Raw genomic sequence first — 25,209 nt, forward strand, 5'->3', positions numbered from 1 at the left:
TTATTACCTAATATGAAGTGCTAGAATTTTTCATCTTCCATGTACTTCATGTATTTTACTACCATAAGCGCAATCTTAAATGTGATTGCATCCTCGAAAATACGCAAGTCGAGACCTGTGCTCTTCTCAAGCTTATCCAAACGATATACAAGAGTATTACGATGGATATAAAGCTGTCTAGATGTCTCAGAAACATTTAAGCTATTCTCGAAGAATTTGCTGATTGTAGTCAAAGTCTCTTCATCGAAATCGTCTGGAGACTTATTTTCAAAAATCTCTGAAATGAACATCTTGCAAAGTGGAATTGGAAGCTGGTATATGAGACGGCCAATTCCAAGAGCTGAGTATGCAATGATTCGCTTGTCAGCAAAGAAAATCTTGCCAACATCCATAGCCATAGATGCTTCCTTATATGAACGAGAGACTTCCTTTATCTCTCCTACTACTGTACCATAGGAAACTCTAATGTCTTTTGAATTCTTGTCATGGAAAGCATCGATGATAACCGCAGCAATCTTATCAATGTCTGCGTATGTGTCATTCTCTCCAAGTTCCTTTACTACTATGATATTGTGCTCATCTACAGCAGTAACAAAATCTCTTGTCTTGCCACCAAATACAGAACGAACTCTATCAAGCTCATCGCCGTCCTTATCAGGGCCTACCTCAACAATCATAACTACACGACGTGCATTTATATCCACGTGAAGCTTTTTAGAACGATTGTAGATATCTACAAGAAGTAAGTTATCAAGGAGCAAGTTCTTAATGAAGTTGTCCTTATCAAATCTCTCCTTATAGGCAATCATCAATTCCTGAATTTGGAAAGCGGCAATCTTTCCAATAGTAGAAGCCTGCTCATCATCTCCCTGGGCCAGAATCACAAATTCAAGCTGCTGATCATCAAACACCTTAAAAAAGTGACATCCAAGTGCGACCTGACTATCTGCCTCAGAAGCAGCAAATACCGAAACAGCATCTGTATATCCAGCAGTATCCATAAATGTGCTAGCACATACAGTACCCTCGGAATCCATTACAGCCAAATCAACTTTTGTGAGCTGATGCAAGCCCTCTATTGTATTTTGCATAATCTGATTCGAAATCATATCGAATACCTCCTATGTAATATATGCAATATAAACAATGCGAAATCCTAATTTTGCATACTATTTCACATAACCTATGCCCATTCTAATATAAATAACCAAAAAATAAAATAGGAAACTAGGATTTTGTTATGCAAATTTACAACTAGTATCCATTTTGCCCAAATATCCTTTGTAAATATTGATACAATTCTCTCTGTTTTCAGAAAACATTGGCTTTTTTCTGATAAAAAGCCTCTCTCTATTTTGTCAATCTTTTACTACAAAATGCCAACTTTTGTAAAATTAAGACAAAACATTCGTTTATGTGGATTGTGGATAACTTTTCACAATTTTCATCGTTTTCGGTGGATAAAGTGGATAACTCGTTTACAAGTCCGATTTTCAGCCTTGATTGTTTGACAATTTGTTGATTAATTGTTACCGACTGCCCATATACTATGTTATATGTATTTTTAACTTCTTCCGTTTTTGTGCAACTTTTAAAATTGGGCCAAGTTTTACGAATTTTAATATTCTGACAATTAGTGTTTCTTATCTTCCAATATTACAAAATTCCTTTTTTCAAGGCACATAAATCGTTTTCGTAACTTGATGAATATTGCAAAAACAAAGGGCACCGAAACTCCGGTGCCCTAAATTATTTATATTTTTAGAAGATTCGTCTAATAGCTAAGATATTCTTGTAGTTAACATTTGAATATGTGATACCTGTTCTGTATGTAGATGCATGTAATAACTGACCATTACCAGCATAGATACCAACATGACCTGAGTAACATACAATATCACCTGGCTGCATCTCTTCATAAGATACACCGTAACCAACGCTACGAAGTGCACTTGATGAATGAGGAAGACTAACACCAAATGCTGAGTATACACTCATAACAAATCCTGAACAGTCTGTACCATTAGTAAGTGATGATCCACCATATACATATGGATTACCAACGAACTGTGCACCATAAGAAACTACTGAACCACCAGTGCTACCTGAAGGTGCTGCATAAGTCTTTCCTGATGATGAAGATGATGACGATGAAGATGATGATTCATTAGCCTGAACTGCCTGTGCAGTAATTGTAGCCTTCTCAGCTGCCTCTTTAGCCTTCTGCTTTTCCTCTTCCTCGCGAGCCAAACGAGCAATCTCAGCATTCTTTGACTCAGCTACTGTAAAGTCTGTTGAAAGAGAAACATAATCTAAACTAACGTAACCCTCTCCAGCATTACATGTTACCTTAACCCAGCCATCTGCTGCTGTAGACTCATCGATAACTGTAACATCATCGCCGTCAGGAATCATATCAATAACGTCTGAATCTGTAGTAGCCTCTTCTCTAACATAAAGAGTAGTAGTATGACATGTAGCAAGACGTCTAGAAACTGACTTAGCAAGCTCCTCGTCATTCTGTACTACGTACTCACTCTTAACATAACCTGTAACATCACCAGATGTGATCTTAAGCCATGTACCATCTGCTGCCTCAACAGTCTCTGAAACTGTAGCTGCTGAATTGTTATAAAGCTTTCCAACATATTCGCTATCAGGAGATGCTGACTCTCGAATATATACATAGTTATCAACCTGCGCAATTGCTACATTTGCATAAGGGTCATCCGCTGAGGCAACTGAATCTGCCTCGTTAGCGGCAAGCTGTGACTCTGCTGAAATAGCAGTAGCATCAGCAAGCATATAGTCAACTGTAAGCTGTGCACCTGCATATGCGCTGTAATCAGAATCCTCTAATGTACCTGTCACGCTAGATAATGCACTAGCGCCTGATACAGCACTGGCTGCATCTGATGTAAGAGACACACTAGATGCTAAAATACATGCTGCAAGTGAGTAGCTGACAGCTTTTGTCAATTTTAAATTCATTTGTAAGAAAACCTCCAAATTTATTACAAACTTGTTACAACTGTGTTGACATTATATAATCTAAAATTGCCTCTGTCAACCCGTAAATTACCTCAAAATTTTTATATTTTTTAGGGAGTTTAAATTCCGTAATAATCGTAATATTTAAGTAAGTTATTTCGCCTGTAAATATCTCTGAGCAGATGTAATTGCATTAGCTCCATCTGCTGTAGCTGTAATAACCTGCTTAAGCTGCTTAGCTCTTACGTCGCCTGCAACAAATATGCCTGGCACATTTGTCTCGCAAGTCTCATCAGCTATGATATAACCTCTCTCATCAAGCTCAGGCAGACCCGCTATGGATGCTGTGTTTGGAGCAGTACCAACCGCAATAAACACTCCATCCACATTAAGAATGGAAGTCTCTCCTGTCTTCTTGTTTTTAATTGTAGCTGACTCCACAGCCTCAGTTCCATTGATTGCCTCAACTGTAGTGTCATAGATGATTTGAATTTTGTCAGATGAAAGAACCTGCTGTTGCAAAGAAGCTGCGCCTCTGAACTCATCTCTCCTGTGGATGAGGTATACCTTTTCGCAGAATCTAGCTAGGTAAACTGCATCCTCAAGAGCTACATCTCCGCCACCAACTACAGCCACTGTCTTGTCCTTGAAAAAGGCTCCATCGCATGTTGCACAATAAGAAACGCCCATACCTGAAAATTCTTCTTCGCCAGGACAACCAAGCTTTGTATTGGAAGCTCCTGTAGCGATGATTACAGCCTTTGCTAAAAAAGTAGCCTTCTTAGTGATGAGCTCCTTGAGACCATCCTTTTCATTAATAGAAGTAACTCGTCCTCTAGCGAACTCAACTCCAAGCTTTTCGCAATGACTGCGCATGCTCTCTGCCAACTGGGTGCCTGATACACCGGGAAGTGCTGGATAATTATCTATCTCGTATGTATTAAGTATCTGTCCCCCACTAATAGAACTGGTATCTAAGACAAGAATGTCAAGCCCCGCACGCTTGCCATAAATACCAGCTGTAAGCCCAGCTGGGCCTGCACCTATTACAATTACATCATAAACCATAAAACTTTATTCTCCGAAAAATTACTTTGTAGCGATGGCCTCTGCCTCTAATAAAACATCCTTAGGAATACGTGCCACCTCAATGCAAGAACGAGCTGGGAATGGCTCTGGGAAATACTTAGCATATACTTCATTAATAGCTGCGAAATCATCCATGTTCTTGATGAAGACTGTAGTCTTAACAACATTTTTCATAGATGTACCTGCTGACTCTAAAAGAGCTGTCATGCTCTTGAATACTCTGTCTGCCTGTGCAGCTGCACCCTCTGGAATCTCTCCTGTAGCTGGATCTACTGGAATAATACCTGATGTATAAACCATTCCATTAACCTCAATAGCCTGTGAGTAAGGTCCGATAGCTGCTGGTGCCTTGTCTGTTGCAATTACGTTTTTCATTACATTTCCTCCTTTTGTCTTTCAACTCATTTCTAGCATAAATTATATATAGTATATCACTAATCTGATATTATATGCGGCGAATTTTACCACCTTCGAGAGAAATTTTACGTTCCTTATATAAACGGCCTACTGCTCGCTTAAATGCAGCCTTTGAAAGTCCTGTCTCTCTCTTAATAACTTCTGGAGATGCCTTTTCTGTAAAAGGTAATACTCCTGCATAACTATCAATCAAATCAAGAAGTGCCTCTGCATCCTCATCCATCTGAACGTATGCCTTGTCTCTGATTGTAACGTCACACTTGCCATCTTCTTTTATTCCTGTGATTCTAACCATAAGAACATCTCCAATTCTAAATTTGGATACATCCTCATGACGAGGAATCATAGCAGAATACTTATCCTCAAGTGCAACAAATGTACCGAAGTCATGACCGAACTCATAAATCCTAGCCTCAACCTCATCTCCCACCTGATAAGGTGGCTTCTTGGAAAGCATATCATAGATGCCCTTCATGCTGGCACATAATCTCTCGCTTTTATCAATGTAGACTCTCACTAAAATCTCATCACCTTCACTTGGCTGACGAGTCATTTCCTTAAATGGTAAGAATAAATCCTTTTCAAGGCCCCAATCCATAAATGCACCAACTTTATTAACCTGGCTAACGGTAAGCAGACCGTACTGGCCTAAAGTAAGTTTTGGGGTGTTGGTGGTAGCAATAAGCCTGTCCTTGGAATCCTTATATATGAAGGCAGATATCTCATCGCCAATTTTATAATTCTCTGGAACCTGCTTTTTAGGAAGCAAAACTCTATCTGTACCATCAGATAGGTATACCCCGAATTCTACCTTTTTTTCTATTTTAAGCTTTTGTATTTCTCCTAGCTTCATTATTTGTACTCCACTATTGTATAAACTTCATCGTCCTTTTTAAGAACTACCTGATAACCCTTTTCTAATTCTACCAAATATACATCCAACTCATCAAATAGCAGTGCTGCTTTTTTATAGTTAACTGTAATCTGAGAAAAGTCCTCTTTTGGAAGATATCTTCTGGTCACATCTATATAGAAGGAATTGTTCATATGACCATTAGTATCGATGTGATTTTCATTAACTTTGAACTTGCCAACAAGCTCTCCCTCATCTCTGTACTGAAGCTTGCTTCTGTCAAATTTAAAATCTGGCTTAGCATCATCAAGGGGATAAGCTTCTAATATTTTATCATTTAATCTTGCAGGGTGAAGACTCTCAAGGTTCATCAGCACCCAAAGAGAATCTGCATATATAAGAAGTTCTCCGTCTTCCTCTGATTCAATAACATATACACGGCGCGCCATCATTCCACGAACCTGATATGGATAAGTCGATATCTTGATACGCTCCATATATTTAGGAAGACGATTAATATGAATCTCATATGTTGTAACGAACCAGCCTAAATTAAGTGGTGCAAGATAATGAACTCCAACTCCCACATCATCAGAATGAAAGCAGCTGCAATCCTGCATGTAATTTACCAAATTATAATATGTAAGATTAAGATTAGCATCTACTTCACTGTAGCTGATCCTGTCACTATACTGATACATTATGTTACCTCCATAAAAGAAAAAGACCTAAGCGCTATGCTTAGGTCTTAGCTGGCCCACAAGGATTCGAACCTTGAAATGACGGAGTCAGAGTCCGTTGCCTTACCATTTGGCGATGGGCCAATATAGCTTAAATTAGCTGGCTGACTGTCTTATCGGCGTCAACGAATGCTATTATAAAGCATAGATTTTAAAATAGCAAGCACTTTTTCAAACCTTTTTTAAAAATTTATCAATTGCCCATCTAAAATGGCGTACTTAATCTCGTCATCCCAGGAAATTAGGGCACTTCCAGCGGTTTTATCAGCTACCGCTTTTGTAAATTCCTCAACAAATTCAGATGGTATTACAGATTTAATTACTACATCAGCACCAAAATCTGTATTTAAAATAGGAAAATCTTTTTCACGTAGAATGTATTCTAATTTTCCATACCCATTGTAATCGGTAGTAATATGACAGACTCTTCCTTTTTTAGGCGCAATAAGTCTAGCGTTTTTAAGCCCTTCCTGGACAGACTTCTGGTAGGCGCGAACCAATCCACCAGTTCCAAGCAATACTCCGCCAAAATATCTGGTAACCACAACTACACAGTTATGAACATTTTCCTTGAGAAGGACATCAAGCATTGGTCTTCCTGCAGTCTGGGCCGGCTCGCCATCGTCGTTGCATCGGGTTATTTCATTGTTGTCACCGATTACAAAGGCTGAGCAATTGTGCCTGGCATCCCAGTATTCCTTTTTCTTTCCATTTATAAATGAAACAGCCTCCTCCTCAGAGGTAACAGGTGCCACGTGAGCAATAAATCTAGACTTCTTCTCTTCTATTTCACCCTGACCTGCTTCATATACTATCCTAAACTCTTTTTCTTCCATATCTGTCCTATTCTTTTAAAATACCGATTCTCTTTATTATAAATGAAGAGTTTGCTATAATGAAGTCTAAATTGGAGGTTATTATGAATTACGGAAAAGAAAATGCAGCTAAGCGATCCGCTCAGCTTGCAGGGCGCGGCAAACGAAAGCACCACAGTGCCGGACTTGCCATTATTCGTATATCATTGATATGCATTGTCTCTGTATTTATAGCTGGTGGTATTTTTGCTTACCTCTATGCGAAAAATCTCATTTCTCAGTTACCTGAGGATGTATCAAAGATTAATATTTCACCTACTGGTTATCTAAGTAAGGTGTACGATTCAGATGGTCATGAAATCGAGACTCTTGCAGCTACCGGTTCCAACAGAACTTATGTAAAGCTCGAGAATATTCCAGAGAATCTTCAAAACGCTTTCATTGCTATCGAGGATTCACGTTTTAGAGAACACAATGGTGTAGATATTCAAGGTATCATTCGTGCAGCATACACCGGCGTTACAAATGGTTTTGATTTCTCGCAGGGTGCTAGTACAATCACCCAACAGTTACTTAAGAACAACTATTTTACTACATGGACTTCTGAGCACACTTTTGCAGACAGTCTTAATCGTAAGATTCAGGAGCAATACCTTGCTATTCAAGTTGAAAAGGTAGTTAGTAAAGATACTATCCTTGAGAATTATCTTAACAGTATAAACTTAGGTCAAAACACACTTGGTGTTGAGTCTGCTTCCCAGAGATATTTTGGTAAGTCAGTTTCAGACCTTAGCCTTTCAGAATGTGCTGTTATTGCCGGTATCACTCAGAATCCTTCTAAATATAATCCAATATATCATCCTGAGGATAATGCTAAGCGCCGCAAGAAGGTTCTTAATAATATGCTTGAGCAAGGATATATTACAGAAGCTGAGTATAATGAAGCAATCGCTGATGATGTATACGATAGAATTCAGGTAGCAAATACTGATTATGGTACTTCATCATCTACCTCTTACTTTGTAGATGCACTTACTGATCAGATTATTGAGGATTTACAAAACAAGCTTGGATATTCCGAGACAGAGGCCTACTCTCTCCTATATTCTGGCGGTCTTTCAATTTACTCAACACAAGACACACGAATTCAGGGCATCGTTGACGAAGAGGTTAATAATACAGAAAACTACAACGACATCGAAAAGATTTCTTTCTCTTATCGACTTACCATCACTAAAGCTGACGGCTCTACAGCCAACTACTCAGATATAACAATGCTTTCTTATTATCAGGCAAGCGATAAGAGTTATACCCTTGAGTTTGACTCAAAAGAAGAGGCTGAGGCTGCTATTGAAGCCTACAAAGCTGATATTATGGAGCCTGGCGACGAAGTTCTTGCCGAGTCAAAAGATTTTACTTTACAGCCTCAAGCTGCTATGACAGTTATGGATCAGTCCACCGGTCAAGTTGTTGCTTTGATAGGTGGTCGAGGTGATAAATTAGCTGCCAAAACTCTTAACAGAGCAACAGGCATCACTAGACAGCCTGGTTCTACATTCAAGGTCGTAGCATGTTATGCTGCAGCACTTGATGCAGGCGGTATGACACTTGCATCTGTTGAAAATGATATGCCTACCACATACGCTGATGGAACAAAGCTATCAAACTACAATAAGGAATACTTAGGCTGGACCAATATTCGTACAGCTATTACATATTCTATTAACGTAGTTACAGTTGAGGTTATGCAGGATATCGGCACAAGCCTTGGTTATCAATATGCTCAGAACCTTGGAATCACTACCCTGACTGATACAGATAACAATGCATCTCTTGCTCTTGGTGGTATCACTAAGGGTGTTACTAACTTAGATTTGACTACAGCCTATGCAACAATCGCAAACGGTGGCGAGTACAATTCTCCAATCTTCTATACTACTGTAGTAGATCATCAGGGAAATATAATCCTTGATAACAGAGAGAACCAGTCAAAGCGAGTTTTAAAAGAAACTACTGCTTGGTTACTCACAAGCGCTATGGAAGATGTTATGACAACCGGTACTGGTAAAGCTGCTAACTTCGATGGTATGGCAGTAGCCGGTAAATCAGGTACTACAACCAAAAACAAAGATACCGTATTTGCAGGTTACACACCTTACTATACAGCGGTTATCTGGGGTGGATTTGATGATAATACTCCTCAGAGCTATACAACATACTCTAAGATAATTTGGAAGGCTGTAATGAGCCGAATTCACGAGAATCTAGAGTACAAAGACTTTACTAAGCCTAGTGGAATAGTTACTAAGCAGGTATGTAAGAAATCTGGTAAGCTTGCTATTCCTGGTGTATGTGATTGCGATCCTCGTGGTTCTCAGGTCTACACCGAGTACTTTGAAGAAGGCACAGAGCCAACAGAGACATGTGATCATCACTATGTCGGAAATGTATGTACTGCAACTCACATGTTTGCTAATTCAGAATGTCCAGCCTACACTGGTGTATTTATCCTAGGCGCAGCTCCAGGTACAGCTGATGCAGCATATGGATTAGATGCTACCACATTTGGACAGTATTGCCCTATCCACGGAGGTTATCCACTTCCTAACTCTGGAGCAATCGGAGGCGGCGGAGCTATTGCACCAGCCAGCCCAGCCGGCGAGGGCACAGTAGAAGTAGTTCCTGCAACGCCACCTGCGGCTCCTGCACCACCTGTAGCGCCAGCTGCCCCAGTGGTACCCGCACCGTCGCAATAAATAAATTAGGTGATTTATAATAAAAGCCCCTAGTAACTATCAAGCTCTTTGTGTTCCTGTAGGTCACATGTAGTGACCGAAAGGAATATCAAAGGCTTGAGAGTGTAACTAAGGGCTTTTTTTTGTAGTATTATCATAAATAAATCCCCCTAGTAGCTATCAAGCTCTTTGTGTTCCAGCAGGTCACGTGTTAGTGACCGGAAGGAATATCAAAGGCTTGAGAGTGTAACTAGGGGGATTTCCAGATTTCCAATGTTATTATTAATTAAACTTCAAAAATCATATCGCCGTAGCTTGGCATTGGCCATGATTCCTTATCCACAATCATCTCAAGTGCATCTACAGGAGCACGAAGCTCTTCCATAGCCTTAACAACTTTATCATGATAGAAGTTAGCCTTCTTGCAGCTATCTGCCTTCATTGTGTATGCCTTCTCATTAGTCTCACGGAGATTAACAAGTGCATCCTTAGCTTCACGAAGGTAATTAGATACCTTGATAAGAAGCTCCTTCTGAGTGCTTACATCAGCCTCAGGGCATGCATCTGCAATTGTGCTAATAGAAAGTCCAAGCTCTGTAGCATAGCTAATTACAGCTGGAATAATCTGCTTTGAAGCCATATCTATCATTGTACGAGCCTCAATATTGATTGACTTAATATACTGCTCATACTCAATCTCTGCACGTGACTCAAGCTCTACCTTAGAGAATACCTTAAACTTCTCAAACATAGATACTGTAGCCTCTGTTGTAAGAGCTGGAATAGCCTCTACAAGAGAATTAATGCTTGGAAGACCTCTCTTCTTAGCTTCCTTAATCCACTCGTCTGCATATCCATTACCGCTAAATACGATGCGCTGGTGCTCTGTAGCAAGCTTCTTTATCATGTCATGAACTGCACTGTCGAAATCCTTAGCTTTTTCAAGCTCATCACATGCCTCACAAAGTGCCTCTGCCATGATTGTATTTAAAACTACATTAGGCTCACCAACTGAATCCTGAGATCCTGGCATTCTGAACTCGAATTTGTTTCCAGTGAATGCAAATGGTGATGTACGGTTACGATCTGTTGCATCCTTTCTGAAATCAGGAAGAGTCTTAACACCTGTAGCAAGCTTTTCGCCCTTTTTAGATTTTGTAGCTGTACCTGTTGAGATAAGCTGAGTCAATACATCCTCAAGCTGCTCTCCAAGATATACAGATATGATAGCTGGAGGTGCTTCGTTACCACCTAATCTGTGATCATTTCCTACATCTGAAGCAGACTCTCTAAGAAGATCTGCATGCTTATCTACTGCCTTAAGTACAAGGCAAAGAATAAGTAAGAACTGAACATTCTCATGTGGTGACTTACCTGGCTCAAATAGATTGATACCATCATCTGTTACAAGTGACCAGTTGTCATGCTTACCAGAACCATTGACACCATCAAATGGCTTCTCGTGAAGTAGACACTGAAGTCCATGGCGATTAGCCACCTTACGAAGAGTCTCCATAATAATCTGGTTGTGATCAACTGCAACATTGCACTGTGCATAAATAGGAGCAAGCTCGTGCTGAGCTGGTGCAACCTCATTGTGCTGTGTCTTTGATGATACTCCAAGCTTCCAAAGCTCTATATTTACATCGCGCATATAAGCCTCTATACGCTCTGGAATTGTACCGAAATAATGATCATCCATTTCCTGTCCCTTTGGTGGCATAGCTCCAAAGAGAGTACGACCTGTATACATCAAATCTTTTCTAGCAAGATACATCTCACGATCAATAAGGAAATACTCCTGCTCTGCGCCGACTGAAGGAATAACTCGTTTTGATGTAGTATTTCCAAATAATCTAAGCAATCTAACAGCCTGCTCTGAAACAACTTCCATAGAACGAAGAAGTGGAGTCTTCTGATCCAAAGCCTCGCCTGTATATGAACAGAAAGCTGTAGGAATGCAAAGCGTTGCACCTGCTGCATCCTGTCTAACAAATGCAGGAGAAGTAGGATCCCAAGCTGTATAGCCTCTTGCCTCAAATGTAGCTCTAAGGCCACCTGAAGGGAAAGAAGATGCATCTGGCTCGCCCTTAATCAATTCCTTACCAGAAAAGCTCATTAAAACTTTGCCGCTAGGAAGTGGGGCTGAAATGAAGGAATCATGCTTTTCAGCTGTTATACCAGTAAGTGGCTGGAACCAGTGAGTATAATGAGTTGCTCCCTTTTCAATTGCCCATTCTTTCATCTCGTGAGCAATAACATCTGCTGTCTCTAAATCTAGCTCCTTACCCTCAGAAATTGTCTGCTTCAGTTTCTGATAGGTCTTCTTTGGGAGACGCTCCTGCATAACAGAATCGTTAAAAACATTCTCGCCAAAGATGTCTGCCACATTAAAAAATTCTTCCATTAATTTGTAATCCTTTCAAACATTATATAGAAATAGACAATCAGTAAAATGCACCGATTGTCTATTCTAAAAGCTCATGTAAGAGCTATTACATCATGATAAATTAAGCCTTTCCAACTGAACCGAAAAGCTCCATCTTTTCCTTAACTGTTGCCTTGATAGCATCTGTACCAGGAGCTAAAAGCTTACGTGGATCGAAGCCCTTACCCTCAAGGTCCTTACCAGCCTCGATGTACTTACGTGTAGCATCAGCAAATGAAAGCTGGCACTCTGTATTAACGTTGATCTTTGAAACGCCAAGCTCGATAGCCTTCTTAATCATATCAGAAGGGATACCTGTACCACCGTGAAGAACGAGTGGCATAGCACCTGTCTTCTGCTGGATAGCATCAAGTGTCTCAAATGAAAGTCCCTGCCAATTCTCTGGGTACTTACCGTGGATGTTACCAATACCAGCTGCAAGCATATCAACGCCAAGGTCAGCGATTGTCTTGCACTCGTTAGGATCAGCACACTCGCCCATACCTACGACGCCGTCTTCCTCACCACCGATTGAACCAACTTCGCACTCGATAGAAAGACCAAGACCGTGAGCTACGTTAACGAGCTCTGTAGACTTAGCAAGGTTCTCCTCGAATGGATAGTGTGAACCATCAAACATGATTGATGTGAAACCAGCCTTAATGCACTTGTAGCATCCTTCGTATGAACCGTGATCAAGGTGAAGTGCTACAGGAACTGTAATACCAAGCTCCTCATCCATAGCCTTAACCATAGCAGCTACTGTCTTGAAGCCAGTCATGTACTTACCAGCGCCCTCAGAAACACCAAGGATTACAGGTGAATTGAGCTCCTGAGCTGTAAGAAGAATGGCCTTTGTCCACTCAAGGTTGTTGATGTTAAACTGACCAACTGCATAGTGGCCTGCTTTTGCCTTATCAAGCATTTCTTTTGCAGAAACTAACATAATTATTCCTCCATAAAAACGTTATTTGGGTCATTTGACCCCATCTAACGCAAATTTTAACATAACGATAAAGTCTATTCAATAGCTATTTGTAGGGCACTTTGCTCATCCGATACTTCTACTGACTTGTGACTTCCACCATATTCTCCATCTAAAGTCCAAGGGACTTCCTCTGCAGAGGTGAATTTTATATCACTAGTCTGGAATGAGTAAACCATATCTGAATCAGGTATAATGCCTGTCATAAAGCCAAGAATCTCGTTGAGTTCGATTGGATTTCTAGGCATCTTAATAAGAGTGACCTCGAATACTCCATCGTTGAGGCCTATATCGCCTCTGATAATACCCTGGAAACCACCTACTGATTTGGAATTAGTAATCATTCCGTAAATAAATTCATCATAAACTACGTTGCCGTCATGCTCCACCTGCATTCTGAATGATGGAATATCACGCAACTGTTTAGCACCCTCTATGATATAAGCAGCGTGTCCAAGAATATTTTTCATGTCCTGAGAGGTAGCATAGGATACTTCTGTAAAGATACCAAATGCAGCCACATAAACAAATGAATCTGAATTAAATCGACCTATATCACAAGAAAATAGGTGATCAGATACACTAATCTGGGCTGCATTTAACATGTTCTTATCTATGCCCAGAGAATTTCCAAAATCATTTGTAGAACCAGCCGGAATATATCCAATAGGCTTTCTCTTAGATGGCTCTAGGGTCATCATACCTGTTACGACCTCGTCCAAGGTACCATCACCACCGGAACAAACGATTCTGTCAAAATTCTCTGCCTGCTCTATTGTCTGCTTTGTAGCATCGCCTCCAGCCTGTGTAATATGAACACTGACTTCGAAACCTGCCTTAATCATAATATCGAGGATGTCCGCAAGATGTGCTTTTATTTGCCCCTTACCTGAACGGGGATTAATAATAAATAATAATCTCTTTGACATAAGCCTCTACCTAAATAAGTTTATTTTGTAAGGAATTCTGAGAGCTCCTCTACTGCCTTTTCCTCATCATCTCCCGCTGCATCAATTACAACTCTAGAGCCTGATGATAAAACTAAACTCATCATTCCCATGATACTCTTTGCGTTAACTTTCTTTTCATCCATCTCGAAATAGATTGAGCTGGTAAACTGATTCGCAAGCTGCACCAAATGTGCGATAGGTGTTGCTTCCATCGAATTCGACATCTGGATAGTAACTTCTTTTTGCATGACGTCCTCCTGAATAACTAAATAAAACCTCTACTGGCTACCTCAACTCCCTAGCTATAGCTGCCAGCTTTTTTAACCTGTGATTAACTCCTGATTTGCCAATTGGTGGGTCTAGATATTGACCTAAATCTCCCAAAGGTGTGTCCGGATAATCGAGTCTAATTTGGGCTATTTCCTGTAATTGGACAGGCAATGTATCAAGGCCAAGCTTCTCATCTATAAGCTTGATGTCCTCGATTTGACGAACTGCCGCACTAACAGTCTTGCTGATATTAGCAGTCTCGCAGTTAACCTTGCGGTTTATTGTGCCACGAACTTCTTTAACTATACGGATGTTCTCCAGCTCCATTACAGAGTGTGCTGCCTCCATTATACGAAGAGCCTCAACTATCTGAGCTCCCTCCTTAAGGTAAACAACAATCTTACCATTTCGCTCTACTTGCTTAGCTTCTACATCAAAAGCACTCATTGCTCTAATAATTAAATCAGCCTGTTTATCATTAAAGCATACAATCTCGAAATGATATCCCTTGTTAGGATCTGTGATTGAGCCAGCCGCTAAAAAAGCGCCACGTATAAATGCTCGCTTGCAACAAGGCTGCTGCAATACTAATTCATCTACCGATGTATTATCATCTGATAGCTTGAGCATTTTACGAGTCTCAAATAAGACATCCCCATTAAATGCTGTGACATCTTTCCCTATATTAAGTGTTTTATTTAATAAAGTAAAGACCTTTCTATTTAATACATCATTTGAATCATGTTCTAATGAATCAATTCCATGCAATGTTATAATCCCCGCGAGCTCTGCAACCATGCAGTGTCTGCTCTTAGGGATTACTTTAAAAAGCTCTTCTTTAACTTTCTTTGAAAATGACAATTATTTTCCTCTCAATGCATCTTTTCCTATATCACGATGCTCTATTTTAAGTCCGTAAGACTCATCATTGTTAAGTGCCTCGAAAATCTCGTCAGCCAAACATACTGAACGATGCTTGCCGCCAGTACAGCCAACCGCAATGACAAGCTGATTTTTTCCTTCCTTAATATAATTAGGAATGAGAAACTTTATCAAGTCAGTAGTCTTAGCTAAAAATGTCTGAGCCTCATCATATTTTAAAACAAAATCCTTAATGGGCTGGTCGTTGCCGGTAAAAGGTCTCAAGTCAGTATCATAATATGGATTTGGTAAAAATCTAACATCAAAAACCAAATCCGCATCCTCTGGGATACCATATTTAAAACCAAATGACACGATTGTTACGAATAAGCTCTTGTAATCTGCATCCTCAACAAAAATCTTTTCAAGCTCTTCCTTCAGTTCTCTTGTAAGAAGATGAGTAGTGTCTATTACATAATCAGCCTCGTCCCTTAGGAATCCGATAGACTCTCGCTCTTCCTGGATACCAGCCATGATGCGCTCCTTGCCAGAAAGAGGATGATTTCTACGTGTTTCCTTGTATCTTTTAACAAGTACATCGTCCTCAGCATCTAAAAACAGTATCGAATATTGACGCTGATCATTGTCCAATTCTTGCAATATATCTGGTAAAAGCTTTACAGCGTTGCCGCCTCGCACATCTATTCCAACTACAATTTTCTTGTCGAAGGTACCATTTTCAGCCAATTCCACCACTGACTTAAGTAATTGTATAGGCAAATTATCCACGCAATAATAGCCCATATCCTCAAGCATTTTGAAAGCTGTATTTTTACCTGCTCCAGACATTCCTGTCAAAATAAGTAGCTTCAATGGATGTTCCTCCCAACTATTCTTACCTCTGGTGAAAGGTGAACGCCAAATTTATCAAAAACTTTTGCGTCTACATCCTTCATCAATTGTAGTACATCTGCTGCCTTAGCATTTCCTTTATTAACTACAAATCCACAGTGCTTCTCAGAAACCTGAGCGTCTCCAACGCTATAGCCTCTAAGGCCTGTATCATCTATTAATTTGCCTGCAAAATATCCTTCAGGTCTCTTAAAAGTAGAACCTGCGCTTGGGAAATTAAGAGGCTGCTTAGAAATACGCTGCTGTCTGATGTCGTCGATTCTGGCCTTAATCTCCTCTTCGTCACCTTTATCAAGCTTAATCACCGCTGAAAGAACATAACCTCCATCTTCCATTAAAGAAGAATGGCGATAGGACATGTGTAAATCATCTGGTGTCATTACCTTAGTCTCTAAATCGTCTGTGAGAATAAGCACTGACTCTATTATATCCTTCATCTCTCCACCGTAGGCACCTGCGTTCATATATACAGCACCACCAATGGAACCTGGTATGCCGGATGCAAATTCTAAGCCTGTAAGACCTTCATTTGCAGCTGCATTGGCAACCGAAGAAAGCATTGCACCTGCCTCCACAACCATAGTGTCTCCACTGATTGTGATAGCATCTGAATTCTTGCCTAAGGAAATCACTACACCGTCAATTCCCTCATCAGATACAAGAAGGTTGCTGCCATTGCCAATGACCATGAACTGAACATCCTGCTCCTTAAGGTACTTAATCAAAGGGATAATGGATGCATAGTCTGGCTCAATATAAATATCTGCCGGACCACCAATCCTAAAAGTGGTATGCCCCTTCATTGGTTCATCCACAAGGACTAATGCCTCTGGAAATTTTGTATTTAAATCTTCTGCTAATTCTTTATAGTTCTTATTAAGCATGTTTAATAAATGCCTCGTAACCTAATAATGCCTCGTATAAATCTACTTTTGAGATAATCTCACATGGAGCGTGCATTGAAAGCACAGCAACTCCTGAGTCAATTACCTGCATGTTATAATTGCCCATGATGTAGGCGATTGTTCCGCCGCCACCCTGGTCTACCTTGCCAAGCTCTGCTGTCTGCCAGAATACGTTTTCCTTTTCCATGATGCCGCGAATCTCGCCAACGTATTCAGCTGAAGCATCGTTTGAGCCACCCTTGCCTCTTGCACCAGTGTACTTGTTAAATACAAGACCTCGTCCAAGATATGCAGAGTTGTTCTTCTCAAATGCTGAAGCGTAAGTAGGATCAAATGCTGCTGATACATCTGATGAAAGAACCTTGCAATTTGTAAGAGCTCTGCGAAGCTTGAGCTCAGAATAGTCACCTAAGCAATTGAAAAGTTCTGCCACAGTGTTCTCAAAGAATCTTGATTCCATACCTGTAGCACCTACTGAGCCGATTTCTTCCTTGTCCACTAGGATTGCACAAGCTGTCTTCTTAAGCTGCTCTTTGCAATTTACTAATGCCATAAATGAAGGGTATGCACAAACTCTATCGTCATGGCCATATCCCAAAATCATAGAACGGTCAAATCCAAAATCTCTAGCTGGACCAGCTGGAACTACCTCAATCTCTGCTGAGATGAAGTCTTCTTCCTCAATGCCGTACTTGTCCTTGAGAAGCTTTAACACATTTGCCTTAACAGCTTCCTTTTCTTTCTTACCGCTCTTTGAGAACTCAGGAATACTTCCAACGATGACATTTAAGTCCTCGCCCTCTATAACCTTGGCTCCCTTTTTATCCATCTGGTCTGCTGCAAGATGGATAAGCAAATCAGAAATACCAAATACTGGATCAGATGGGTCTTCGCCAATATTTACTGTAACAGACTCACCATTTTTCTTAATCATTACACCATGAAGTGCAAGTGGAATAGTTACCCACTGATATTTCTTGATTCCACCATAATAGTGTGTATCTAAAATAGCTAAATCGCTGTCTTCAAAAACTGGATTCTGTTTTAAATCCATACGTGGGCTGTCGATGTGAGCTCCAAGAATATTGATACCATTTTCAAGTGACTCTGTACCAATATTAAATAAAATAATCTCCTTGCCCTTGTTAGCTGTATATACTCTGTCACCAGCTTTGAGCTTCTTGCCTTCTTTTATAATCTTATCAAGATTCTTATAGCCTGCTTTCTCAGCTTTCTCAATGAAAAAGCTTACGCATTCTCTCTCTGTCTTACATTCTGATAAGAATTTTCTATAATCATCAGCAAACTTAAATACCTTTTTCTTATCTTTCTCTGAGGTATATTTTTGCCATGCATTTTTACGTTCCATTATTTATAACTCCTAATTCTATAACTTAAGCTTTATTTATTCTCGTCTAGATTGTCCTGTACTCTACGATAAAGCTCCTCTGCTGCATTGTAACCCATCTTCTTCTGACGATGGTTAACTGCTGCTGTCTCACAAATAATAGCCAGATTTCGACCTGGTCTAATTGGAAGAGAGTGGCATGTTACATCAATGCCAAGAATATTCATGTACTCGTCTGTCATACCTAGACGGTCGTATTCCTTTTCTTTTGTCCAATCCTCAAGCTTGATAACAAGATCAATACGCTGCTCATCCTTAACTGCCTCAACACCATAGAGTGACTTAACATCGATAATACCAATACCTCTAAGCTCGATAAGATACTGAGTGATAGATGGTGCTCTACCATATAGTCTCTCGTTATTAGGACGACGAATCTCAACTACATCATCTGAAACAAGTCTGTGGCCTCTTCGGATAAGCTCCAATGCTGCCTCTGACTTACCAATTCCAGACTCACCAGTAATAAGAAGTCCCTCACCATATACATCTACAAGTACGCCATGAATTGTAGTGTATGGAGCAAAATCCTTATTAAGGGAGAAAATCAAAGCTGACATAAACTCAGATGTAGCTCGCTCTGTTCCAAGAATTGGAACGTTAGCCTTAACTGCTTCCTCAAGTAAAACATCTCCTGGCTTCTCACCACGGCAGAAAATAATACATGGAATATCATAAGAGAAAAGCTTTCTAAAACTCTCTGCCTTTTCTACATCTGTCTTCTTAGCGATATATGCAACCTCAACGTTTCCGATAACCTGGATACGCTTTGGCTCGAAATGCTCATAGAATCCATGGAGCTGAAGAGCTGGTCTGTTGACATCAGCAACAGTTACATGAATATCTTCTAGATTGAGCTCAGGTGTATAGTTAATAAGATTAAATCTCTCCTGCACAGTTGCAACAGTAACATATTTTGTATTTGCCATAGAAATTCCTCCCACATTATACTATAAAATCACTATTAAAATTGTATATCATTTCCCTTAGAATTAACAGGGTGAAAGTAATTGTATACATTCTCTGCAGCCTCTTTTGACATAGCTTCCGTCTCCATTAAATCCTCAATAGTAGCCTGTGCCATCTTTTCTGCTGAGACGTATTTTTTCATAAGTGCTTTCCTTCTCTTCGGACCAATTCCATCGATATCATCAAGGAAACTGTGAACCTGTCCCTTGCTTCTAAGGCTACGATGATATTCAATAGCAAATCTATGGGCCTCATCCTGAAGTCTTGTAATCAATTTGAATCCTTCTGAGTGGGTATCTATTGGAAGCTCCACATCATTAAAGTATAATCCCCTGGTCCTATGATGATCATCCTTTACCATACCAGCTACTGGAATATGAAGTCCTAGCTCCGACAATACCTGCTTAGCAATATGCACCTGGCCCTTGCCACCGTCCATCATGATAATGTCTGGGAATTTAGTAAAGCTATCCTCAATGACTCCTCCATTGGCTTCTAGCTCCTCGATACCATGAGAAAAACGCCTTGTAAGCACCTCATACATAGAAGCATAATCATTTGGCCCCTCTACGGTTTTAATCTTGAATTTGCGGTAATCTGAACGCTTAGGCTTGCCCTTTTCAAATACCACCATTGATCCTACTGATTGAAAACCAGAAATATTTGAAATATCATAAGCCTCCATACGGCTGGCACCTGGAAGCCCCAGAAACTCTGCTATTTCCTTCATAGCTCCAATAGTTCTGCCCTCTTCCTTTTTGATTTTCTCTCTATCCTGATCTAAAACCATCTGGGCATTTTTTGCCGCAAGTTCCACAAGCTTTTCCTTGTCTCCTCGCTTAGGCGTCCTGATGTAAACCCTAGAACCTTTTTTGTCTGTAAGCCATTTTTCCAAAAGCTCCACTTCATCCATCTCGAACTGTACAAAAATCTCTCTTGGGATAAATGGAGTGCCAGTGTAATAATCCTTTATGAAATACTCCAGCAAATCTTCTTTTTTGTCATCCACGCGAACATTTATAAAGAAATGCTCCCTGCCAATCATCTTGCCGCCACGGATAAAGAAAACCTGAACAACTGCATCTTCTGCAGTCCTTGCCATCGCAATAATATCTCTATCCTCTCCATCCAGTTGGGTTGCCTTTTGTCTTCCAGCACAGGCCTCTACAGACTCAATCAAATCTCTGTAGATTGCCGCCTTTTCAAAGTCCATCTCCTCAGAAGCCGCAAGCATTTTTTCTTGTAAATCTTTTAGAGTGTCGTTGTAATCACCGTCTAAAAATTGGATTACTTTTTCTACGTTTTTACCATATTCCTCTTTTGAAACATTGCCCTGACAAACTCCAAGGCACTGGCCAATATGGTAGTTAAGACAAGGTCTTCCCTTGCCAAAACTCTCAGGAAATTTCTTGTTACATGTGCGAATTTTATAGAGCTTTTGAACAAGCTCAACTGTATCATGTACCGCCCCTGCAGAAGTGAATGGGCCAAAGAACTTGCTGCCATTCTTTTTCATACGACGAGAAAAGAGCACCCTTGGGTAGTCCTCTGTAAGTGTGACTTCGATGTAAGGATATGTCTTGTCGTCTCGAAGCATGGTATTGTATTTCGGCCTGTACTCTTTTATTAGATTGCATTCTAAAATAAGGGCCTCAAGCTCAGAATCTGTAACAATAAACTCGAAATAGTCTATATTTGCCACCATCTGCTTTTTCTTGAGCCCCTCATCGTGACTAGGCTGAAAATACTGGCGGACTCTATTCTTAAGAGAACGCGCCTTGCCTACATAAATTATCTCATCATTTCGTCCATGCATGAGATAAACTCCCGGTTGATCCGGGAGTTTACTAAGGTCTTTTTCTGTTACCATAAATTACTCATCAAAAATACTATCATGATCATCTTTTGAATCATTGTCATCAAAGATGCTCTTGTACTCTTTTGTCTCTTCTGGAACTGACTTTTCATCATCTTCAGTTTCAGAAGAATCCTTTTCCTCTTCTGGATCAGGCAATCCCTTAATCTCTCTAAAGATCTTCATGAATTCCTTACCAGTAATTGTCTCGTGCTCAAAGAGATACTCAGAAATCTTGTCGAGACATTCCATATTTTCTGCAAGAAGCTCTTTTGCCTTGGAATAGGCATCAGTAATCATCTTGAGAACTTCCTCGTCAATCTGGGCTGCTGTATTATCGCCGCAAATAAGAGATGCTCTTCCATCAAGATACTGGCTCTCAACAGTAGCAAGTCCCATCATTCCAAATTTCTCTGACATACCAAAGCGTGTAACCATCGCTCTGGCGATTTTAGTAGCCTGCTCAATATCATTAGCTGCTCCTGAAGTGTAGCTGCCAAACTTGATATCCTCTGCGGCACGACCACCCATATAGGTGACAATCTTAGCTATAAGCTCGTCCTTAGTCTCAAGGAACTTCTCCTCCTCAGGAGTCTGAAGTGTATAACCAAGGGCGCCCATTGTACGTGGTACAATTGTAATCTTTTGAACTGGCTCTGCATCTTTTTGAAGTGCAGAAACAAGTGCATGTCCAACCTCGTGATAAGAAACAATTTTTCGTTCCTTCTCACTCATAGCTCTGTCTTTCTTTTCCTTACCGCCTACAGCAACAAGCTCAAATGCTTCGAATAAATCCTTTTGATTAACGTATTTGCGCTTGTCCTTAACTGCTAAAATTGCTGCCTCATTTATGATATTAGCAAGATCTGAACCTACTAATCCAACTGAAGCAAGGGCCATAGCATCTAAATCTACCGACTCATCCATCTTAACATCCTTGGCATGTACCTTGAGGATTTCAAGACGTCCCTTCTAATCTGGCTTATCTACAATAATACGTCTATCAAAACGTCCTGGGCGAAGAAGTGCCTTATCAAGTACCTCTGGTCTATTTGTAGCTGCAAGAATCAAAAGACCCTTGTTTGAATCGAAACCATCCATCTCTGAGAGAAGCTGATTAAGTGTCTGCTCACGCTCGTCATTACCGCCGCCGTAATGAGCATCTCTGCTCTTACCGATGGCGTCAATCTCATCAATAAATACAATACAAGGAGCAACCTTTTGAGCCTCTTTAAAAAGATCACGAACTCTAGATGCACCAACACCTACGAACATCTCCACAAAATCAGAACCTGCAAGGGAGAAGAAAGGTACTCCCGCCTCACCAGCAACTGCCTTTGCAAGAAGAGTCTTACCTGTACCAGGAGGGCCTACAAGAAGTGCTCCCTTTGGTAACTTCGCACCAATCTCTGTGTATTTCTTAGGATTGTGGAGGAAATCTACCATCTCCTGCACTGATTCCTTAGCCTCGTCCTGTCCGGCAACATCCTTAAATGTAACGCCTGTTGCCTTTTCCATGTTGTAGAGCTTGGCATTTGACTTGCCAACGCCCATAGGGCCTCCGCCCATCTTTCTCATTAAAAATCCAAGTACCACCCAAAGAAGCACAAGTGGAAGAATGAATGAAAGGATATTGTAAATAATAGCTGCTGTAGAATCAGCCTCTGTACCCTCGAATTCTACCTTGTGTTCCTTTAAAAGTGGAACAAGATCATCATCTCTAACATAGGCTGTGTATAGCTTAGTCACAGCTGTCTGGCCTGTAGACTCGTAAAGCTGTTGCATTAAAGCAGCATCTTTATCGCTGAGTCCGTAAGTCTCTCCCTTTTTAAGGGTAATATTAATTAAGTCGTCCTTAAATGTGACTTCAGCAACCTTGTCCTCTTCTACTAAATTCAAAAACTCTGAGTATTTAATCTCTTGAGAAGAACTAGAAGAAGCACCTTTATACACCATACTTGTAAAGAAAAGTGCTATAAGCACTAGAATTCCCAATGTATAAAATGGCTGATGATTCTTCTTATTATTACCATTTTGGTTGTTATTATTATCGTTCACATCTGCCTCCGTATTATCTAAAATCGTCTATTCTAATTTATCATATATTGGTGTAAAAATGTCGATTTTAATAAATTTTTAATACAAATTAATGGTAAACAATCTTTTTTAAAAATTTATAAAAAAACAGCTTGTGACAATCAAGCTCTAAGCGTTGCTACAAGTCCACATTTTAGTGAACAAAAACAATCGCTTAGACTTGAAAGTATAACAAGCTGCTCTATGTTTATATTGTTTTATTTAGACAATATTTCAGTGTCGTTAGTGAACTCTTCACCTGAAACTTCCTCAAACTTGTGAAGCAAGTCTTCGATGGTAAGTTTCTTCTTCTCCTCACCACTGATGTTAAGGATAACTCTACCCTCATTCATCATGATAAGTCTGTTACCATATCTGATAGCATCACGCATGTTGTGAGTAACCATCATAGCTGTAAGATTGTGCTCCTTGATAAGCATATCTGTTATCTCAAGAACCTTGGCTGCTGTCTTTGGATCAAGGGCTGCTGTATGCTCATCCAAAAGTAAAAGCTTTGGCTTTTGAATTGTAGCCATAAGAAGTGTAAGGGCCTGGCGCTGTCCGCCTGATAACAAGCCTACCTTAGCTGTAAGTCTATCCTCAAGACCAAGTCCCAATTCCTTTAACATCTCATGATATTTCACACGCTCAGACTTAGTAACGCCCCAGCTTAAGCCTCTTGATTTGCCACGTCTTGCTGCGAGAGCCATATTCTCATCAATCTGCATGCTTGCAGCTGTTCCTGTCATAGGATCCTGGAATACACGACCTAAATATTTTGCTCTCATATGTTCTGGAAGACCAGTAACATCTGTACCGTCAATTAATATCTGTCCGCCATCAACTGGCCAAACTCCTGCTACCGCATTAAGAAATGTAGACTTACCAGCTCCATTTCCTCCGATTACTGTGCAGAACTCGCCCTCTTCAAGATGAAGTGTAGCGCCTGCCAATGCAACCTTTTCATTGATTGTGCCTGGGTTAAAGGTCTTCTGTAAGTTAATAGCATTAAGCATTGTTCTTACCTCCTTCCCTAGCAGCTTTTCTAAATGAGCTGTTTGCCTTATTTTTAAGGTAAGGAACAGCAAGGAAAATAGCAACAATTATAGCTGTAAATAGCTTCATATCGTTTGCTGGCATCTTCATCCACAATACAATCGCAATAAACAGATAGTAGAGAATACCACCAAATACTACAAATGAAAGAGTAGAAATGAAGTTTCTCTTCTTTCTAAATAATGCATTGCAAAGAACATCACCAATAATGATTGATGCAAGACCAATAACGATAGCGCCACGGCCCATATTTACATCAGCATTGCCATTAAACTGAGCAAATAAAGCACCTGCAAAGGCAACAATTGCATTAGAGATAACAAGGCCCAATGCCTTCATAAAATTAACATTGATTCCCTGAGCCTTTGCCATAGCTGGATTAGTACCTGTGGCACGGATTGCTGAACCTACTTCTGTACCGAAGAACCAGTACATAATTGCAATAATGATAACCGCAAATATTAATACTGTAATAAGAGCATCTTCCTTATATCTAAGAGATACTGCCAAATTATATTTATCAACTGAAATAGGTGTATTTGGCTGGTTGTTAGCAATTCTAAGGTTGATAGAATATAGAGCTAACTGTGTTAAAATACCTGCCAAAATATCAGGTATACCAAGCACTGTATGAAGGATACCTGTAATTAAACCTGCTGATGCACCTGCCACAAAAGCAAGTACTAATGCCAATACCCATGATTTTCCAGATACGATAACCATAGCTGCCACAGCTCCACCTGTAGCAAACGAGCCATCAACTGACAAATCAGCAAAATTCAATAATTTAAATGTAATGAAAATACCCAGTGCCATTATTCCATAGATGATACCCTGTGCAACGGTACCAGGCATTCCTGCTATTAATGTTTCGATTCCCATTTTAAACTCCAA

20 protein-coding genes, 1 tRNA gene and 1 pseudogene are annotated in these 25,209 nt (G+C 40.2%); 1 reads left to right on the top strand and 21 read right to left on the bottom strand.

What is annotated here, in order from left to right:
- Positions 1-20 precede the first annotated feature (20 nt).
- The 8 genes from BLP50_RS08670 to BLP50_RS08705 form a co-directional block, all read right to left on the bottom strand.
- Positions 21-1,109: a PucR family transcriptional regulator gene (locus BLP50_RS08670; RefSeq protein ID WP_090153778.1), complete on the bottom strand. Its 1,089-nt coding sequence runs from the start codon at positions 1,107-1,109 to the stop codon at positions 21-23.
- Positions 1,110-1,761: 652 nt separating this feature from the next.
- On the bottom strand, positions 1,762-2,991 hold the full coding sequence (locus BLP50_RS08675) for a C40 family peptidase (RefSeq protein ID WP_090153780.1): 1,230 nt from the start codon (positions 2,989-2,991) through the stop codon (positions 1,762-1,764).
- Positions 2,992-3,144: 153 nt separating this feature from the next.
- Positions 3,145-4,059: a thioredoxin-disulfide reductase gene (trxB, locus tag BLP50_RS08680; RefSeq protein ID WP_090153782.1), complete on the bottom strand. Its 915-nt coding sequence runs from the start codon at positions 4,057-4,059 to the stop codon at positions 3,145-3,147.
- 21 nt (positions 4,060-4,080) lie between these two features.
- Entirely contained in the window at positions 4,081-4,455 is a 375-nt protein-coding gene (locus BLP50_RS08685) for a RidA family protein (protein WP_090153784.1), read from the bottom strand.
- Positions 4,456-4,525: 70 nt separating this feature from the next.
- Entirely contained in the window at positions 4,526-5,350 is an 825-nt protein-coding gene (locus BLP50_RS08690; RefSeq protein ID WP_090153785.1) for a CvfB family protein, read from the bottom strand.
- Positions 5,350-6,051 carry an acyl-[acyl-carrier-protein] thioesterase gene (locus BLP50_RS08695; protein ID WP_090153787.1) on the bottom strand — a complete coding sequence of 234 codons (702 nt, stop codon included), beginning with the start codon at positions 6,049-6,051 and terminating at the stop codon, positions 5,350-5,352. Before BLP50_RS08695 ends, BLP50_RS08690 begins: the two co-directional genes overlap by 1 nt.
- Positions 6,052-6,102: 51 nt before the next feature.
- Positions 6,103-6,174: transfer RNA gene (locus BLP50_RS08700), tRNA-Gln, on the bottom strand.
- A gap of 98 nt (positions 6,175-6,272) precedes the next feature.
- Positions 6,273-6,926, bottom strand: coding sequence for a YigZ family protein (locus BLP50_RS08705; protein ID WP_090153789.1), 654 nt, complete (start codon positions 6,924-6,926; stop codon positions 6,273-6,275).
- An 83-nt stretch (positions 6,927-7,009) separates the two neighbouring features.
- Between BLP50_RS08705 and BLP50_RS08710 the strand changes: the two genes are divergently transcribed.
- A complete protein-coding gene (locus BLP50_RS08710; protein WP_090153791.1) occupies positions 7,010-9,661 on the top strand; it encodes a transglycosylase domain-containing protein in 2,652 nt (883 codons plus the stop codon).
- 265 nt (positions 9,662-9,926) lie between these two features.
- Here BLP50_RS08710 and BLP50_RS08715 read toward each other — a convergent pair whose 3' ends face one another.
- The 13 genes and pseudogenes from BLP50_RS08715 to BLP50_RS08775 form a co-directional block, all read right to left on the bottom strand.
- Entirely contained in the window at positions 9,927-12,047 is a 2,121-nt protein-coding gene (locus tag BLP50_RS08715; RefSeq protein ID WP_090153793.1) for a glutamine synthetase III family protein, read from the bottom strand.
- Between the two features lie 103 nt (positions 12,048-12,150).
- Complete coding sequence (gene fba, locus BLP50_RS08720) at positions 12,151-13,014, bottom strand: class II fructose-1,6-bisphosphate aldolase (protein WP_090153795.1); 864 nt, start codon at positions 13,012-13,014, stop codon at positions 12,151-12,153.
- 74 nt (positions 13,015-13,088) lie between these two features.
- Positions 13,089-13,982 (bottom strand): diacylglycerol/lipid kinase family protein, encoded by an 894-nt coding sequence (locus BLP50_RS08725; RefSeq protein ID WP_090153797.1) that lies wholly within the window; start codon positions 13,980-13,982, stop codon positions 13,089-13,091.
- Between the two features lie 20 nt (positions 13,983-14,002).
- Positions 14,003-14,251: an HPr family phosphocarrier protein gene (locus BLP50_RS08730; RefSeq protein ID WP_090153799.1), complete on the bottom strand. Its 249-nt coding sequence runs from the start codon at positions 14,249-14,251 to the stop codon at positions 14,003-14,005.
- 37 nt (positions 14,252-14,288) lie between these two features.
- Positions 14,289-15,134: a DNA-binding protein WhiA gene (gene whiA / locus BLP50_RS08735; RefSeq protein WP_090153801.1), complete on the bottom strand. Its 846-nt coding sequence runs from the start codon at positions 15,132-15,134 to the stop codon at positions 14,289-14,291.
- The gene (gene rapZ, locus BLP50_RS08740; RefSeq protein ID WP_090153803.1) at positions 15,135-16,007 is read right to left on the bottom strand and encodes an RNase adapter RapZ; all 873 of its coding nucleotides are present in this window, start codon (positions 16,005-16,007) and stop codon (positions 15,135-15,137) included.
- Entirely contained in the window at positions 16,004-16,930 is a 927-nt protein-coding gene (gene murB, locus BLP50_RS08745) for a UDP-N-acetylmuramate dehydrogenase (RefSeq protein ID WP_090153805.1), read from the bottom strand. The genes rapZ and murB overlap by 4 nt, the downstream gene beginning before the upstream one ends.
- Positions 16,923-18,320, bottom strand: coding sequence for an aminopeptidase (locus BLP50_RS08750; protein ID WP_090153807.1), 1,398 nt, complete (start codon positions 18,318-18,320; stop codon positions 16,923-16,925). The genes murB and BLP50_RS08750 overlap by 8 nt, the downstream gene beginning before the upstream one ends.
- 32 nt (positions 18,321-18,352) lie before the next feature.
- Entirely contained in the window at positions 18,353-19,288 is a 936-nt protein-coding gene (gene hprK / locus BLP50_RS08755; RefSeq protein WP_090153809.1) for an HPr(Ser) kinase/phosphatase, read from the bottom strand.
- A 35-nt stretch (positions 19,289-19,323) separates the two neighbouring features.
- Positions 19,324-21,198 carry an excinuclease ABC subunit UvrC gene (uvrC, locus tag BLP50_RS08760; protein ID WP_090153811.1) on the bottom strand — a complete coding sequence of 625 codons (1,875 nt, stop codon included), beginning with the start codon at positions 21,196-21,198 and terminating at the stop codon, positions 19,324-19,326.
- Between the two features lie 3 nt (positions 21,199-21,201).
- Positions 21,202-23,241 (bottom strand): annotated as a pseudogene (ftsH, locus tag BLP50_RS14630) (ATP-dependent zinc metalloprotease FtsH).
- A 236-nt stretch (positions 23,242-23,477) separates the two neighbouring features.
- Positions 23,478-24,275, bottom strand: coding sequence for an ABC transporter ATP-binding protein (locus BLP50_RS08770; RefSeq protein WP_090153813.1), 798 nt, complete (start codon positions 24,273-24,275; stop codon positions 23,478-23,480).
- Positions 24,268-25,197, bottom strand: a complete 930-nt coding sequence (locus BLP50_RS08775; RefSeq protein ID WP_090153815.1) for an ABC transporter permease — start codon at positions 25,195-25,197, stop codon at positions 24,268-24,270. Before BLP50_RS08775 ends, BLP50_RS08770 begins: the two co-directional genes overlap by 8 nt.
- Positions 25,198-25,209 lie beyond the last annotated feature (12 nt).

The sequence above is a fragment of the Pseudobutyrivibrio sp. AR14 genome, from assembly GCF_900101325.1.
Lineage (GTDB): Bacteria > Bacillota > Clostridia > Lachnospirales > Lachnospiraceae > Pseudobutyrivibrio.